This is a genomic window from Paenibacillus sp. lzh-N1 (assembly GCF_002872435.1).
Lineage (GTDB): Bacteria > Bacillota > Bacilli > Paenibacillales > Paenibacillaceae > Paenibacillus > Paenibacillus polymyxa_C.
Window position 1 is genome coordinate 595,897 of sequence record NZ_CP025696.1, and the last position, 15,741, is coordinate 611,637.

A 15,741-nucleotide genomic window follows, 5' to 3' on the forward strand; every position below is an offset into this window, starting at 1 on the left:
CTGTAGGAGGGAACAACTTCATGAATTCGAATGATAATCCACCAGAGCAAAACGCTTATTTGAAAGAGCTGAATGCATTATTTATCCCATTGGATGGAATGGAGAATCTGGACCGCATGGTTAAGGCCATCGGAGATGCAGATATTGTGCTGCTCGGTGAGGCGAGCCATGGGACTTCTGATTTCTACCGAGTTCGGGCCGAGCTTTCGAAGAAGCTAATTACAAGCAAGGGTTTTAACATTATCGGTGTGGAAGGAGACTGGCCCTCTGCTTATCGGGTGAACCGGTATGTTAAAGGGATGGAGGGGGCCGATTCCTCGGCAGCCGATGCACTGGGTGATTTTACCCGCTGGCCGACATGGATGTGGGCAAATACGGACATTCGTGATTTCACGGAGTGGCTCAAGGAGTACAATGAGGCGAATCACGGCGGCGGCAGTGTCCGTGCGAAGGTTGGATTTTATGGCATTGATATGTACTCGTTATGGGAATCGATGGAAGCGATTATCGGTTATTTGGAGGAGACCAATTCTCCCCAACTGAAACAGGCCCGCAGGACATACGCCTGTTTCGACCCATATAGCAGGGACCATCAGTCTTATGGCATTGCGGCAGGACTGCTCTCGGAGAGCTGTGAGAAAGAAGTGGTTGAGCTGCTACAGCAGATGCAGAGCCGGCGCATGGCGTATCCGGGAAGTGAGGAAGAGCTGAATGCAGAGGTGAACATGCTCGTCACCTCCAGCTCGGAGGCCTACTATCGTACGATGGTCCGGGGCGGCCCACAGTCCTGGAATATACGGGACAAACATATGGTTGAATCCCTCAAGCGAATCATGTCCTATTACGGGGCCTCGGCAAAAGCCATTGTCTGGGAGCATAATACGCATATCGGTGATGCGCGGGCAACGGATATGATGGCGGATGGCATGGTTAATGTGGGTCAGCTGCTGCGGGAGGATCCAGAACATCGGGTGTTTGCCATTGGCTTCGGGACCTATCAGGGCGAGGTACTGGCTGGAAGAGCTTGGGGATCTCCGGTTGAGAAAATGACCGTCCCGCCCGGACAGCCAGAAAGCTGGGAGTATTACATGCACCAGGCGGGAGGCGGCCGAAATGGCATGATAATGCTCTCCGATGCATCTTCCATGCTGCATACGACCATTGGCCACCGTGCCATCGGTGTGGTGTACGAGCCTGCTCATGAGCGGTTCGGCAATTACGTGCCTTCCAGCATGGCAGATCGTTATAATGCGTTTGTTCATCTCGATCGGACCACCGCCCTTCAGCCACTGCCTATCCTTCAGCCGGTTGCAACGGATGCTTTATTTTCAGAATAACAGCTCGCAAGAAACGTCTGTGGGATGCTGGATGGCTGGGTAGCGTTTACCGTCAGGCTTCGGATAATAACTATGAGACTGGCTCCAATACAAAAAGTGGCAGGCACGGACTTTATTTTTATTAGTCTGGGCCTGCTGCTTTTTTATTGAACTAAACGGTCCGTTAGTTTTTATGCATCTATCAAAAAAGGGATGTCTCCATCACGGAAATCTGGAGAACACCCCCTATCTCCTGTCTTTCCGTCTGGTGTATATGGCGGCTGGACGGATGTGCCTGATTCCTTGCTCATTCCACAATTTCCGGTCCTGTCGGCCTTGGAAGTGATCGCCCGTTACTTCAATGAAAGAGGGAACATTTGCCGCGACAGTGTATCGTTTCCCGTTAGTTGAATCATTTCTGTGATAAATACAACAAAAATCGTCTCACGACTATATCGAATACCGCATAGATTTGGCCAGGAACATGAAGGACGGTAAATTCATCTGGAACCTGCTTTCCATTCTTTCTCCTACAGTGTAAAAGAACCACTGAATATCTTCTTGTTTAGAAATGCTTCCATTTTGTCTAGAAATTCAAGTACCACAACGAAGAGATCTAGTAACGCTTCAATTCCTCTTCAGACATGTATCCTTCCTGACCGATAGAAGGATTTCACTATCCTTCTTTTTCTTTGTCTTTCACTTCACTTTTTTTAAGTAGAATTACGTATAATCAACGAAGTCTTGTAGATTTTCGTTATAGGAGCAGATCGCATCCCCTTCAATCGCCGGGTAAGACATTCCGTAACATCCTTTACCATATCAGGAATACAATTGGTTAATGTGGTCAATTCCGGATTAGTCATTAATCCTACAGGATGGTTATCAAATCCGATGACGGACATTTCTTGAGGCACGGATATCCCCTTTTGCTTTGCTGCTTTCAATAAACCAGTAGCTACAAAGTCACTACCTGTTATCATTCCATCCGGCAATTGATCAGAAGTAAATAATTGTTCTCCCAAGGCATACCCATCTTCCATAGTCATCAGACCCGTATAACATTGTGATTTTGTACAGGCAAGACCGAATTGTTGGTGAGCCATTTGAAACCCATTCCATCTTTTCTTTTGCAATTGTGTCAGGTGATCCATACAGAAAAACAGATGACGGCGCCCCTTGGACAGCAAATATGCTGTCGCTTGAAAGACCGCATCTTCTTCATCCAATCGAAAGACATCAAGAAACTCTCCGTCCATCGCTTCGTTGCATATGATTCCAATGTAAGAACCTATATATTCTTTAATTTCTCTCTCCGAGAAATGGGAATGAGCAATAACCACGGCATCCATTTCTCGACGTGCCAATCGAGCATACACATCACGTTCATACTCCCGGGATAATTCAGTCTGATAGATGACAAGTTGATACCCCATTGAGCCTAAAGATCGACTTAATGTACTAACAAGCTGACTGAAATAGGGATGTTCCACATCCGGGACAAGCACACCGATATGATTGCTTGCCTGTAGACGCAACTGAACCCCCTGCGTATTGCGGACATATCCCAGCTCCGTAATGGCTTTCTGTACTTTTTGTCTGCTTTCAATAGATACATGAGGATGGTCATTTAACACACGTGATACCGTCGACTTGGAGAGACCGCTTACACGTGAAATATCAATTATGGTGGGCAAAATTAACACCTCATCTAAAGTATTGACCTGGGAACGTTCCCTGCAACTATGATATCGTTAACAAACTATAGGAGGAGCTACACTCATGAAAGTCATATATACCCCCGCTGTAACCGAATATCTGATATTGTTTGATTTTGACGAAACTTATTATCCGCATGAATGTTTGCCTGAACAACTCAAAATGGTGTACGAACTGGAACAATACCTCCAGCAGCTTGCCAGAAATCATCAGGTAAAGATAGCTTGGGTCACCGGAAGTAGTGTTCAGCAAATACAAGCAAAAATGAATATAGCCGGTATGACGCAGCTCCCCCATTTTATAGCGAGCAATCTGGGCACAGAATTGTGGGAAGTCGAGCCTGACGGACAACTGGTCGCTGTTCCTTCATGGGCAAAGATCATAAGGGCCTCCGGATTCTCTCGAAGAGATGTAGAAGATTTAATTAGCGAATTAAAATCAACATTCAACATTGTTCTTCACGAGCAGACTCAATTGGGTCAATCGCGATACAAAATGAACTACTATTATTATCCGGTATCAGCAGTCAAAACCCAATATGATATAAGTATCATCAGGCATCTGGCTGCAAATCATGGGATCGGAATTAATATCAATATTTGCAATCCCAAGGCGGGTGATCCGGAGCACGCATATGATGTCGATTTTATCCCCGCAGGAACTGGAAAGAAAGCGGCTGTGCAATTCCTGATGGATTATAGTCAGGTACTCCTGTCCAAAACATTGGCTTTCGGTGACAGTGGAAATGACATCGAGATGCTTCAGATGGTTGCCTATGGATATCTTCTCCAGAATGCAACGGCAGAGGCAAAGTCATGCCACAACAACGTTGCCCCTTATCCTTACGCCGAGGGAATTTTGCATGTATGCAGAAATTTCTTTGGGGAGTAATTCATATGGCGTTTGCCCAGCTATATTTAGCCGATCTAAGTCTCGGTAAATCGTGCGAACCGGCACTTCAAAGCGCATCGCTAGATCTTGCGCACGAACTTGATTTGTTCGTTTTTAATTTTCTACACAAAAGTCACTCCATCCTGCCCATTAGTTAAACAAAGGCAGCCAATCACTTTGATCGGCTGCCTTCTTGTTTGTATTGAACTATCGTTCTTCGTTAGCTTAATGACCTCAAATATGAAAATTTCTAAAGAGTCCATATAAGAACGAACAATTCCAATTACTGTATAATTGAGAACAAGAAAGGGTGGTAATAACAAATCATACAGGGTTATTTAAGAAATTAAAACCCACCGTAAGGCTGTCGCCTTGCACGGTGGGTTTTGCCTTTATTATCTGATTTGCGTTCCGTTGGGTAGATCGAAATCCGGCTTCAACAGCACGACATCTCCCTGTTCAGGCAGTCCGCCCAGAACCAAAACTTCCGAATTGAATCCCACTATGCGGTACATTCATTGAAACAAATATAAAGCACCAGCTTCAAAAAGATTCTTCTTTGGTTTGTCATATCTATCGGCAGAGAGTAAGTATACGGCTATCCACTAAGACTTCCCGATCGCAGACTTAGGATAGAAACTCTTTTCCCCATACTCTTATAGAATCGATAATACTCGACAATTTATTTCCTTGTTCAGTGAGGGAGTATTCTACTTTGGGTGGCACAGTGTCATCTACTATCCTCTTCACAATTCCATCCGCCTCGAGTTCCCTGAGTTGTAGAGTCAACATCCGTTGTGAAATCCCTGGTATTAATCGTTTAAGTTCATTAAATCTGACCGATTTTTCGGATAAAATGTCGATAATGATTCCCTTCCATTTTCCTCCTATCATATGTAAAACCATTTCAACAGGACAGCCCTTTATAACCTCTTCACTGCAATCGCCATAATTTTTTAATCCATATCCCATATTGCCACTCCATTCATTAAGTTACAAAAATGTGCGTACTTACAAGTATCAATCATTTCCACTATATTAACTATATCAGAAATGAAAGGAGATATATCACGATTACAATGAGAGAATCTAAATAGCAGTCACAAATATAAGAATTAAATACATTTTCGTAGGTACAGATTTTAGAAAATAGATTAGGGAGGCAATTTTATGAATAAATCCAAGATCGTATTAATTACAGGTGGCAACAAAGGTATTGGTTTTGAGACAGCAAGACAATTGGGAAACATGGGGTATGAGATTTTAATAGGAGCAAGAAGCGAAGAAAAAGGACATGAGGCCGTAACGTTTTTAGAAACGGAGAACATTAAAGCTAAAACGGTGGTTCTTGATGTCACAAACCCCAGCTCCGTTCTCTCCGCAGTAGAATGGATTGAACAAGAATATGGATACCTTGATATCTTGATTAATAATGCAGGCGTGTTTTTTGAAGGCAACACACCTCCAAGTGAACTGGAACTGTCCGTTCTCAAGAATACCTATGAGACAAACGTTTTCGGCGTATTTTCTGTCACTAAAGCAATACTTCCATTGCTCAAAAAATCTTCTGCCGGAAGAATCGTAAATCTTTCCAGCGGATTAGGTTCCTTAACTTTGAATTCAGACCCAACGTCGGAATTTTATAATGTGAATTCGCTCGCCTACAATAGTTCCAAAACGGCTGTAAATGCTTTAACTGTTTTCTTTGCTAAAGAATTAAGAGATACTCCTATTAAAATCAACTCGGTTTGCCCTGGATTTACGGCTACCGATTTAAATGGTAATAGTGGCTATCGCACAGTCGAACAAGCAGCTTCCAGTGTAGTTAAGCTTGCCACAATCAATAATGATGGTCCAACTGGTAGCTTTTTTGATGAAAATGGAGTTGTGCCTTGGTAAAAACACAGGGAATAAGTTAGCTTTAACATCCAAAAATTCCTATATAAATATTTCTAATACATCATCTTATCCGTACCATTTTACCCGGGCAGTTTCTGAGTATTCCGTAAAGCTATTTGGAGAAAGGTATCCTTTTGTTTGATCATACCAGCGGTTGCGCATATACTGAAGACCTGTTACCCCGTCCCACTCTCCAGAGTAGCGGAATAGATTCTCTGTGTAGTCAACGGCTATAAGGACTTGTTTATGTCCACTATCGGCAATAGGGTCAAATTCTTGTACCTGACCAAGGACATGAACTTGACCCTTTAAAATGAAAAAACGCGCCTAGCGCGGGTTTCTATAGGGCTATGTTCTTTCTCCTCTGACCCGAGTGACGAGCAGTCGTAGTTGCCATACCTTAGGCGGAAGCCGTCATATCATGAATAGTTATTGGTTTCCCTGCAACGCCAATCCAATCTCCCAAAAGAGTTAATACTTGAACGTGTAGTTTGTTCACATCTTCTAAGCATGTAACAACATTAACATTGCCAAATCTAACTTCACTCATGTTTCTTCCCTCTCTTTTGTAGTATGTGTTAAATTATTCAGAAATGCATAATTTGACAAGGCTAAGTATTAATAGAGCTCTACAACTTTGCAATCAGCTTCTACAATCCAGTATTGTAATTTTATATTGATTGCTAAGTTGAATATGTATTTAAACTAACCTGCCCGTTAGCTTAATGATTCGTCATCAGTCTAGAATTTTATTTTCTTCTGACACCGATATAATAAAAAAAGCCGCTTAAATAGCGACTTTCAATAGAAAATGTCTATGTACATACTATTTTCAATCTTCCCTTTTTACCGGATAGCCTATTTCCTGGATATCCTCTTCAAGATCAGCGAGTTCTAATTCTTTATCTAGACCTTTAAGCATTTCCCAATCCAAAGGCTCTATATCGAATATTCGCTGTACGAGCGACCGGTCCAGTGAAATCTCGTAATACTCCGTTGCCCAAGCATAATAATGATCCGCTTTGCCGTTTAAAATATGCAACAGGTGGTAGGCCTCGGCATCCAGTTCCTTACTCGCGGACCATGCCTGGTTGCCTTGCAACTTCCATGTGCAAAATGTAGCCACATCCATAATAAACGCTGGTTCCTTTAGAAATCCCTCAAACTCGTTAGGCACGCCTTGCAGCACATCATGTGGCCCATGCACCTGATTGAACCGCTGGTCAAACCCTTTGATGATCAGTCCGGTTGGCTGAAACAGCGCAAAATAGTGATCCCCTTCGCCGTCCCTGATCGATGCCATCTGTTTATTCTCATCCCAATGGGCGTTGTACGAATAATATCGGTATTCCCACTCTGGCATAAGGATAGCGTCCAGGATGGCTGCAGCTTGAAATATACGTCCGCTCTCCTCGATGTCGGGAAGCATGAATGAAGTTTGAATCTGTCATGATCTATCTCTCCTCTACCCGGGTCTTCTTTTATAACATCTCCATTATAAATCTTAGATACTGGAAGAAATGACAACAAAAAAGCCACGGTATCCCGTAGTTTCCTGCTGAGTAAGCCTCAAACCAGTTGAGCTATCGTTCCCCGTTAGAGCCTCGTGAATGTGATGTAATCGACTTGGGCAGGCTCTGCCGATTCGATTCGAAGTGCCCGGTTGATCTGTCCCCGGTGATATTGCCCATGTAAGAGGACCTGCAACAGGATGTCCCGGGCGGACGTTCGGAACGGAACCCCACTCTGATTCTCATAGTCAATCATCTCATCCAGCTCGAATTCCTTGAGCCCTTCGATATAGACGCGATATTGCTCAGCGTTTTCTTCGAACATCGTCCGAATCGCTAACAGGTCTTCCGTTTCCTCCCACAACGAATATTGCCCGCTACCCTTGCCCTGCAATCGGTCCAGCCAGACTCGTTCCGCGACTGCAACGTGCCGAACCAGCTTCAGAAGATCCTTGTTCTTCGTCTTACTCTCCTCTAGCGCGTCCAAGATGCGTCCGTCCGCCCAGTATAGGTGGTCCATCATGCACTTGATTGTCTTCATTTCGGTCTCCCCCTCTTCTTTTCATCGATTACTTGAACCTAGTGTATCTCGTTAGTTTAGCGACTTCAAACTTTTAAATACTTATCACACGCCATACAGATTTGCCAATGAAGTTACAGACTTACCTGTAACGTTTAGGATAAGATTGTTTGTGAGATTTGTAAAAAGTCGGCACCAAGTGGAACAAGAACGAAAAGTGAATCAAAAAATCAGTGAGTATATGAGAGGTGCTGAAGAATAAGCGAGTCAACTTCCCTACACTCCGCAGCAGCGTTCATCCATGGGTATCAAAGCCCTACTTATCAATCATCCATTTTTGATCTTTTGTAGGCTAGTGGTGTCATATTCATCGCTTTTCTGAATCTTTCTATAAAATAGCTCGTACTGTTAAATCCGACCTTATAGGCAACTTCTGTAACGTTGGATTCTGCTTGTTGCAGTAAGACTAAACTTTTTTGAATCCGATAATCCATTACATAATTCAACGGAGTTACCTTTAAAATTCGTTTGAAATATCGGCAGCACTCCGAACGGCTCAATTGACCCGCTTTTGCAATATCATCTAATGTGACTTTTTCAGCATAATGCAAATAGATCCAATTTAACATTTGCTTGATCCGTTGACTCTTTACCATTTCCATCTGGTCGTATTCTAATTGAAAGCCATTAATGACTAAGTTTTTCCAAATCAGTGTTAAATGCATGGTAATATCCATCTCAAAGTATGGTGATTTTTGTTGAATATATTGATTCATTTTCAAAATGGCATCTAAAATGTTTTTAGCCCAAAGCTCGTCCGAATCTATGTATACATAAGGTAAATTAGTCGCTTGAATATAAGGAGCTACGTAGGGTGTGTAAAGCTCTTGTGATAAAACGAAATGAGGAGAAACATTTAGACAGATATAGACGCAACCCGATTCATTCTTATCTTCCGCCATGTGTAGGCAGCCACTATTTATAAATAACCCATCACCTTGTCGTACGATTCGTTTATCCTCATTTATTCGAAAGATCGCTTCCCCTTTTTCAACCAAAACAAATTGAATTTCATCATGCCAATGAAGGGGTACATATCCATGTATATTTTGGTTAATTGTTGTTTCATAACACGCCACCGGTAGTACGACCGTCCGATGCTCAGTTAGTTCTTTTAGGTTTTGGTCAATCATAAAATTTTTTATTTGCAAATCACCACAACCTCAATATATTTATATTTTATCATCAAATTCAAGTATAATTTAAAATATTTTTCACCTATTATAACACTATTATTATATTTCAAGGTGGAGAATATTCATGGATAAATCAACTAGGGCCTGTACGCAAACTGTACAACTCGTAGAAATCTAGTAAAATAAGGCACATGAGACGAAGATACGAGTTAACGGATGAAGAATGGAATATAGTTGACCCCCTGTTGCCCCCAGCCCGAAAAAAACAGGGAGGACGTCCGCCCAAGGATCGGCGCCAGATGCTCAATGCCGTGCTTTGGGTTGCTCGAACGGGCGCGCCATGGCGGGATTTACCGAGTTACTATGGCCCTTGGTCTTCAGCCTACAGCTTTTTCTGGCGGCTACAAAAAGCGAATATTTGGGGTGAAATACTGAAGCATGTCGCCATCGAGCCGGATTGGGAGCAGGTCATGGTCGATGCCACCATCGTCCGCGTCCATCAACATGGAGCGGGCGCAAAAGGGGGCAGGACCGGCAAGCAATCGGACGTTCGCGCGGAGGATTAACTACCAAAATTCATGCGATGGTGGATGCGCTCGGCTATCCGCTGCGTTTCGAATTGACGCCAGGACAAGACCACGATTCTGTCACCGGCTATCGCCTTCTTCATGAACTGGACTTCTGCCCGGGCGAAGTGTTGGCTGATCGCGCCTACGATACCAATGCCATTCTGGAGCTTTTGCAAAGCCGAGCGATCACTCCGGTTATCCCAAGCAAACGCAATCGGCGGGTAAAGCGCCCGTTAGATTCTGAAACGTATAAAGAGCGACACTTAATTGAATGCTTTTTCAACAAAGTAAAAAACTATCGACGCTTGGCCACTCGCTATGAAAAAACAGCGAACATGTTCATGGCTTTTTTGACGCTGCTTTCAATTCGTTTATGGCTCAAATAGGTTTGCGTACAGGCCCTAGAAGAACAGGATTATTTCTTGTTATCACAGGAGCTATATTCTGGGGGATCAGTGGGACCGTTGCAAAAAAACTTTTTCTACAAATCGATGTAAATTGGCTTGTAACAACACGCTTGCTCATAGCTGGTGTTTTACTCTTGGCCCTTCAATTTTTAATAAAAGACCGTACACAAATATGGGGTGTATGGAAAAATAGAAAGACCGCTTTCCAACTCATTGTCTACGGTTTGGTTGGTATGCTAGCGGTTCAATATACGTATATGGCATCCATTCAAAGTGGTAATGCCGCTGTTGCAACATTATTACAATATTTAGCACCTGTAATGATTATCATCTATTTAGTTCTGCGAAAGCACCTGGTCTTCACACGAAAGGATCTGTCAGCTATTTTCCTGGCTTTAGTGGGTTGTTTTTTCTTGTTAACAAACGGCTCTATTTCTCAACTATCCGTTCCGAAGATCGCAATCGTGTGGGGTCTTTTATCAGCAATAGCCCTGGCTTTTTATACCTTATACGCAATTCCTCTTTTGAAGCAATACGATTCCCTGGTTATTGTGGGTTGGGCTATGGTCATTGGCGGTTTTGGATTAAGCTTAATCCATCCACCCTGGCAGATCGATTTTAAAAGCTTGACCCTAGAAACCTATTTATATCTAGCATTCGTTATTATATTCGGCACAATGATAGCATTTTGGTTCTATATAGAAAGTTTACAAAGCCTTTCACCAAATGAAACAAGCTTTCTAAGTAGTTTGGAACCACTTGCTGCTGTTTTAACAACTGTATTTTGGTTAAAAGAGCCCTTTGGTTTTTTCCAATGGATTGGTGTATTATGTATCATTGGACTGATACTATTATTGGCATTTAATAAAAAGTCTTCTTCAAATAACCAATCAAAAGAAGATATCTCGCTTTCAGAGTGAATAAATTTTACGGGTAGACATAAGGATAGTACTGCTCGTTAATTGAGAAGACGACAGCCGTTACAATGGCTGCCGTCTCATTATATTGGTGAAGCTACGGTTTGGGTTTCGTTTAATAATACACCCGAACGTTAATTTGTTTTTTGGGGAGGTTGCATAATCATAAAAGGTATATTTTGTACTCCAACCATTCGTACATACGTAAATAATTGGCCTTTATGGTGAATCTCATGGTCTTTCGCCGTAGATAGCCAGAAGCTCCCAGTGCCAAGGAAGTTTTTAAATTCAATCTCCTTTTCTAGCTGTTGAGCATTTAATTCCTTCAATTCTCGGATTGTTTCCTCTGTCAATTGATCGACTATGCTGCGTACATCGGCTATTGTGTGATATTGATCTATTTTTGACGGTGGAGTGAAGGTACCATTTTTTACGGTTTTCACGAACATTTCCATAGAACTGGCTATATGAACAATTAGGGAACCCATAGGCATCGCATTGTCCCAGGGTTTAAAGTCAATATGTTCATCCGGAATCACTTCAACCAATTCTTGCAACACCAATCTGTGCCTTAGCCATTCCTGAAGATATTGAGCTACTACAGACATGTTACCAACCTCCAAAATTTAGTAGTTTTCTAAGGTATTCATTCTACACTTTCACCCCATTACCTTCTTTTATGAAAAGGTTACGAATGAAAAAGGAACGATTTATCATCCGATGGGCGTTCCATCAGGTAGTCTAATTTCCGGTTTCAATAAAACCACGTCCCCCTTTTCGGGTATTCCGCCAAGAACTAATACCTCTGAGTTAAAGCCTGCTATTCGTCGAGGAGGAAAGTTGACTACAGCTATGATTTGTTCCCCTATCAACTCTTCAGCTACATATCTTTTTGTAATCTGTGCACTCGATGTTTTTATTCCGATATCTTGTCCAAAATCGATCTTAAGCTTAATGGCAGGCACTTTGGCTTCTGCAAAAAACTCAGCGTTAATGATGGTTCCAACCCGAATATCGAGTTTCAAAAAATCATCAATCGTTGCCATGTAAGTATTCTCCTCATCCATTGTTTTTTTTAATCTTACAATAATCCGTAAACAATTTTAATATTTTGCAAAACACAATATACCATAACTGAAATAGCCCACAGAGTGGGCTTCAATCACGTAAATCACTTCATTCAGTCGTTTAAAAAACATTATAATAAAACACCTAAAGAATTCCGCAAATTTAGAAATGATTCATGAATAAAGAAATGACGTAGCTGATATTAGATCCATTGGTATACCCTGCAACTGCAAAAAGAGAGAATTTTATGTGAATGGGCTACATTATACCGTTAGATCAGCAATCGACAAAGATGCGTCAGATTTATCTGAATTAAGATTACAAATTAATGGAGAGACAGAAAATTTAGATAGAGAGCAAGGGGAAGCATTTATAGATACATCAAGGTTCAAACAAATCATACAAATGGACGCTGTAAAACCAAGAAATTTATTTTTAGTTGCTGTAAAGGACAAAATTCTTACCGACGGTAAGTACCACAATACGGTTATAATGGGACGTTTTAATGAATAATTCCAGTAATAAAGCTCCTGTAAATCATCACGGGAGCTTTATTACTGGAAATTATAATAGGTCGTTTGCGAGATTTGTAAGAATTCGGCACCAAGTCGAACAAGAACGAAGTGGACAGAATAGTGCTGTTCAAGCGATAACATTCACCTTTGTGCCCGAATTTCAAACTTTTTAGCTTGATTAAGAAATACGACCGCGTAGTGGCACCGCATGTACATTTTTAACTCAGCTTGTATACTAAAAAAGTTTTATGCGAATAACGCATAGATATCAATATGTATCTTCCATATGTAGTAAACTTTGCTTGGATGATAGATTTACGTGATAACAAAGACTTAACACAACAGTATTCATAGGAGGCAGGATAAAAAAATGATTTTGGAGGATATGTATTATGGGAACTGGCGTCCCAGTGAACAAATAAAGTCAACCGACCCCGAATCTCAAAAAGTGAATCAAAAAATTTGCGATCTTATGGAGATGTTGAAAAATAAATTATCGGCAGTCGATTTTGAGCAAATTGAAGTCATGTTTGATTTATTAAGCGAGTCAACTTCCCTGCACTCCGCAGCAGCGTTCACCCACGGTTATCGGACGGGGGCATTAACGATGATTGAAATATTTAGCAGTGAGAAAGAATGAGTTGCTGGTCATAACCATAAGGAAAATGATAGAGAAAAGAGTACTTTATCAGCTTAAATAAACCCAGTTTGCAGTACGCCCTGCAACTGCAAAAAAGGAGATGGCGCTCGCCATCTCCCTTGCTCTTCCTACTCACACTTCCTGCTAAAAGCATAGTACATGCACAGGTGGTCGGTGAGCGGAGCGGGCAGAATTGTTCTGAAGAAGCGGAGCGTTCGCCTTTATCCCCGGATTTTCACCTCTAATTTCTATTCCAATGAAAAAATCCGGGGATAACAGCGATCGGAAGAACAATCTGCACGCGCAGCGCCTCCCCTGGAAACAACTATGTTTTTAATCCCCCACCCGATTCAAAAACACCTTCGTCCGCTCCAACTGCGGATTGCCAAAAATCTGCTCCGGTGTACCGGATTCCGCAATTTCTCCATTGTCCATAAAAATGACGCGATCTGCCACGTCTCTCGCGAAATTCATTTCGTGGGTCACGATGACCATCGTCATATGCTCCTCAGCCAACTTTTTGATCACTCGCAGTACCTCACCTGTCAGCTCGGGGTCAAGGGCCGAGGTTGGCTCGTCAAACAGTAAAATATCAGGGTTCATCATCATTGCCCGGGCAATCGCCACCCGCTGCTTCTGTCCCCCCGACAATCGGGACGGATACGCATCCGCTTTGTCCGCCAAGCCGACTTTAGCCAGCAACTCGGCGCTCTGGCGTCGCAACTCAGCCTTGCTCACCTTTTTCACCAGCTTTGGAGCCAGTTCCAGATTATCCTGCACCGTCAAATGAGGGAAGAGATTAAAATGTTGAAACACCATGCCCATTCCGGTAGTAATGCTCTTAATGTCGCCTGCCGGAGCATAGTGACCGTTTTCCACCAGGGCTTTATCATGGATGCGAATCGTCCCGCCCGTCACATCCTCCAGATGCACCAAGCTGCGAAGCATGGTACTTTTCCCTGAACCTGAAGGACCGATGACAGCTACAACCTCGCCCGACTTCACGTTAAAGCTCACTCTTTTCAGAACGTCGAGCTGGCCGAATGATTTTTTCAAATCGGTTACTTCTATTGCGTTAGTGTTCATATCCCGACATTCCTTTTACTCGAATTTGAAACGTTTTTCCAGTGCTCTGAAGAATATCGTAAGCACCAAAGCCATCAATAAATAAATAACTGCCGCTACAACATAAGGCACAATCGAGAAATCACGGTTTACAGCCGTATTGGCAAAATGCAAAAGTTCCGGTACTGCTACCGCATACAGCAAAGCCGTATCTTTCACCAGGGTCGTCGCCTCATTGGTTACCGCAGGCAAAGCAATCCGTACCATTTGCGGCACGATGACTCTAATCAACGTCTGCGACTTGCTTAAGCCCAGCACTTGCGAAGCCTCGTATTGCCCTTTATCAATCGACAACATCCCGCCTCTAAAAATTTCTGCAAAATAAGCTGCATAATTCAGTACAAATGCCAGTACCGCAGCCGTTGTCCGGTCCAGTACCAGATATTCCCCAATGACAGGCAACATCGGCAGACCAAAACAAAAGAACAATAATTGCAGCAAAAGCGGCGTGCCTCTTATAACATAAATGTACGTGTGCATCAGCCAGGCAATAGGCTTAAACCGACTTTTGGCCAGCAGCGTAACGATAAACCCAAGCGGAATAGACAAGATGAGCGTAATGAAAAATAAAATAACCGTCATCTGTGCCCCTTCAAGCATAGGCTTCATAATTCGTAAAATATATTCCATACTCATAACCTTCGACTCCTAAACCCTTAGTTCATTACATTACGTATTAATTTAATACTTTATCTTCACCGAACCATTTTTTTGAAATCTCAGCCGCTTTTCCGTTCTTGTGCAGCTCATCCAAAGCAGATTGCAGTTGCGTCAACAGCTCTTCATTCCCCTTTTTCACGCCGATGCCATATTCCTCAGGAGCCAGTGATTCATCAAGCAGCTTATACGTCCCTTGTTCCTTGGACATATAATACTTGGCAACAACTTCATCAATGACAACTGCATCCAGGCGACCCGTTTTCAAATCTGTCAAAGCAAGAACGTTATCCGGGTACTCCGACACTGGCTTCAATTTACTTTTGATCGGATTCGCATCCAGTGCGTCGGCTGCTGAGGACAACGTTTGGAGTCCCACCGTTTTGCCCGCCAGATCAGCCAGTTTGGAAAGACTGGAGGTAGCCGGAACGACAATGACCTGACTGTTTTTCAGATATGGTTTTGTGAACAGCACCTTTTCCTTACGCTCATCTGTAATGGTGTATCCATTCCAAATGAGATCAATACGTCCACTGTTCAGCTCGGATTCTTTGGCAGACCAGTCGATCGGCTGGAATTCCACTTGCTTGCCCATTTGTTCCCCGGCCGCCTTTGCATAATCAATATCAAAACCGGTCAGCTCATTATTTTCATCTCTAAAGCCCATCGGCGCGAATTTATCATCAATTCCAATAATCAACTTGCTGTTATCCTTACCGCCGGAACATCCGGCCAACACGATCATAATCAAACCAATCATCATCGTAAACATGGCTGCTTTTCTCATTTTA

At 42.7% G+C, this 15,741-nt stretch carries 16 protein-coding genes and 4 pseudogenes; 8 read left to right on the forward strand and 12 right to left on the reverse strand.

Features of this window, described 5'->3' with window-relative positions; all coding sequences use genetic code 11:
* Positions 1-20: 20 nt before the first annotated feature.
* The gene (locus tag C0638_RS02790) at positions 21-1,337 is read left to right on the forward strand and encodes an erythromycin esterase family protein (RefSeq protein WP_058711132.1); all 1,317 of its coding nucleotides are present in this window, start codon (positions 21-23) and stop codon (positions 1,335-1,337) included.
* Positions 1,338-2,029: 692 nt separating this feature from the next.
* On the opposite strand, the gene C0638_RS02795 is transcribed toward C0638_RS02790, so the two are convergent.
* Complete coding sequence (locus tag C0638_RS02795; protein WP_058711131.1) at positions 2,030-3,013, reverse strand: LacI family DNA-binding transcriptional regulator; 984 nt, start codon at positions 3,011-3,013, stop codon at positions 2,030-2,032.
* An 85-nt stretch (positions 3,014-3,098) separates the two neighbouring features.
* Between C0638_RS02795 and C0638_RS02800 the strand changes: the two genes are divergently transcribed.
* Complete coding sequence (locus C0638_RS02800) at positions 3,099-3,926, forward strand: HAD-IIB family hydrolase (protein WP_058711130.1); 828 nt, start codon at positions 3,099-3,101, stop codon at positions 3,924-3,926.
* A gap of 395 nt (positions 3,927-4,321) precedes the next feature.
* Here the strand turns inward: C0638_RS02800 and C0638_RS25510 are convergent.
* Positions 4,322-4,435 (reverse strand): annotated as a pseudogene (locus C0638_RS25510) (export-like chaperone csaa); the annotation flags it as partial.
* A gap of 118 nt (positions 4,436-4,553) precedes the next feature.
* Entirely contained in the window at positions 4,554-4,898 is a 345-nt protein-coding gene (locus C0638_RS02810) for a winged helix-turn-helix transcriptional regulator (RefSeq protein WP_058711129.1), read from the reverse strand.
* Between the two features lie 198 nt (positions 4,899-5,096).
* Between C0638_RS02810 and C0638_RS02815 the strand changes: the two genes are divergently transcribed.
* Positions 5,097-5,825 (forward strand): SDR family oxidoreductase, encoded by a 729-nt coding sequence (locus C0638_RS02815; protein WP_013308701.1) that lies wholly within the window; start codon positions 5,097-5,099, stop codon positions 5,823-5,825.
* 400 nt (positions 5,826-6,225) lie between these two features.
* Here C0638_RS02815 and C0638_RS25120 read toward each other — a convergent pair whose 3' ends face one another.
* The 4 genes from C0638_RS25120 to C0638_RS02830 form a co-directional block, all read right to left on the reverse strand.
* A complete protein-coding gene (locus C0638_RS25120) occupies positions 6,226-6,375 on the reverse strand; it encodes a hypothetical protein (protein ID WP_158309127.1) in 150 nt (49 codons plus the stop codon).
* A gap of 282 nt (positions 6,376-6,657) precedes the next feature.
* Positions 6,658-7,188 (reverse strand): hypothetical protein, encoded by a 531-nt coding sequence (locus C0638_RS02820; protein ID WP_233902274.1) that lies wholly within the window; start codon positions 7,186-7,188, stop codon positions 6,658-6,660.
* 233 nt (positions 7,189-7,421) lie between these two features.
* A complete protein-coding gene (locus tag C0638_RS02825) occupies positions 7,422-7,877 on the reverse strand; it encodes a DinB family protein (protein ID WP_058711128.1) in 456 nt (151 codons plus the stop codon).
* A gap of 302 nt (positions 7,878-8,179) precedes the next feature.
* Entirely contained in the window at positions 8,180-9,067 is an 888-nt protein-coding gene (locus C0638_RS02830; protein ID WP_058711127.1) for an AraC family transcriptional regulator, read from the reverse strand.
* Positions 9,068-9,243: 176 nt separating this feature from the next.
* On the opposite strand from C0638_RS02830, the pseudogene C0638_RS02835 reads away from it, so the two are divergent.
* Together C0638_RS02835 and C0638_RS02840 are read left to right on the forward strand one after the other, a co-directional pair.
* Positions 9,244-10,007: pseudogene (locus C0638_RS02835) on the forward strand (IS5 family transposase).
* The gene (locus tag C0638_RS02840) at positions 9,995-10,948 is read left to right on the forward strand and encodes a DMT family transporter (RefSeq protein WP_102163330.1); all 954 of its coding nucleotides are present in this window, start codon (positions 9,995-9,997) and stop codon (positions 10,946-10,948) included. The pseudogene C0638_RS02835 and the gene C0638_RS02840 overlap by 13 nt, the downstream one beginning before the upstream one ends.
* 131 nt (positions 10,949-11,079) lie before the next feature.
* Here C0638_RS02840 and C0638_RS02845 read toward each other — a convergent pair whose 3' ends face one another.
* Positions 11,080-11,553 carry a DinB family protein gene (locus C0638_RS02845; RefSeq protein WP_058712438.1) on the reverse strand — a complete coding sequence of 158 codons (474 nt, stop codon included), beginning with the start codon at positions 11,551-11,553 and terminating at the stop codon, positions 11,080-11,082.
* A gap of 105 nt (positions 11,554-11,658) precedes the next feature.
* The gene (csaA, locus tag C0638_RS02850; RefSeq protein WP_058712439.1) at positions 11,659-11,991 is read right to left on the reverse strand and encodes a chaperone CsaA; all 333 of its coding nucleotides are present in this window, start codon (positions 11,989-11,991) and stop codon (positions 11,659-11,661) included.
* A 60-nt stretch (positions 11,992-12,051) separates the two neighbouring features.
* Between csaA and C0638_RS02855 the strand changes: the two are divergent.
* The 3 genes and pseudogenes from C0638_RS02855 to C0638_RS02865 form a co-directional block, all read left to right on the forward strand.
* Positions 12,052-12,192, forward strand: a pseudogene (locus C0638_RS02855) (helix-turn-helix domain-containing protein); the annotation flags it as partial.
* 37 nt (positions 12,193-12,229) lie between these two features.
* Positions 12,230-12,475 (forward strand): annotated as a pseudogene (locus C0638_RS02860) (GNAT family N-acetyltransferase); the annotation flags it as partial.
* 423 nt (positions 12,476-12,898) lie between these two features.
* The gene (locus C0638_RS02865; RefSeq protein ID WP_058712440.1) at positions 12,899-13,168 is read left to right on the forward strand and encodes a DUF6809 family protein; all 270 of its coding nucleotides are present in this window, start codon (positions 12,899-12,901) and stop codon (positions 13,166-13,168) included.
* Between the two features lie 333 nt (positions 13,169-13,501).
* Here C0638_RS02865 and C0638_RS02870 read toward each other — a convergent pair whose 3' ends face one another.
* Genes C0638_RS02870 through C0638_RS02880 form a run of 3 tightly spaced genes read right to left on the reverse strand, consistent with a single transcriptional unit; the run spans position 13,502 to position 15,737 of the window.
* Positions 13,502-14,254: an amino acid ABC transporter ATP-binding protein gene (locus tag C0638_RS02870; protein ID WP_013369637.1), complete on the reverse strand. Its 753-nt coding sequence runs from the start codon at positions 14,252-14,254 to the stop codon at positions 13,502-13,504.
* Positions 14,255-14,269: 15 nt separating this feature from the next.
* Positions 14,270-14,929: an amino acid ABC transporter permease gene (locus C0638_RS02875; protein ID WP_025676166.1), complete on the reverse strand. Its 660-nt coding sequence runs from the start codon at positions 14,927-14,929 to the stop codon at positions 14,270-14,272.
* Positions 14,930-14,969: 40 nt separating this feature from the next.
* Positions 14,970-15,737: an amino acid ABC transporter substrate-binding protein gene (locus C0638_RS02880; protein WP_058712441.1), complete on the reverse strand. Its 768-nt coding sequence runs from the start codon at positions 15,735-15,737 to the stop codon at positions 14,970-14,972.
* Positions 15,738-15,741 lie beyond the last annotated feature (4 nt).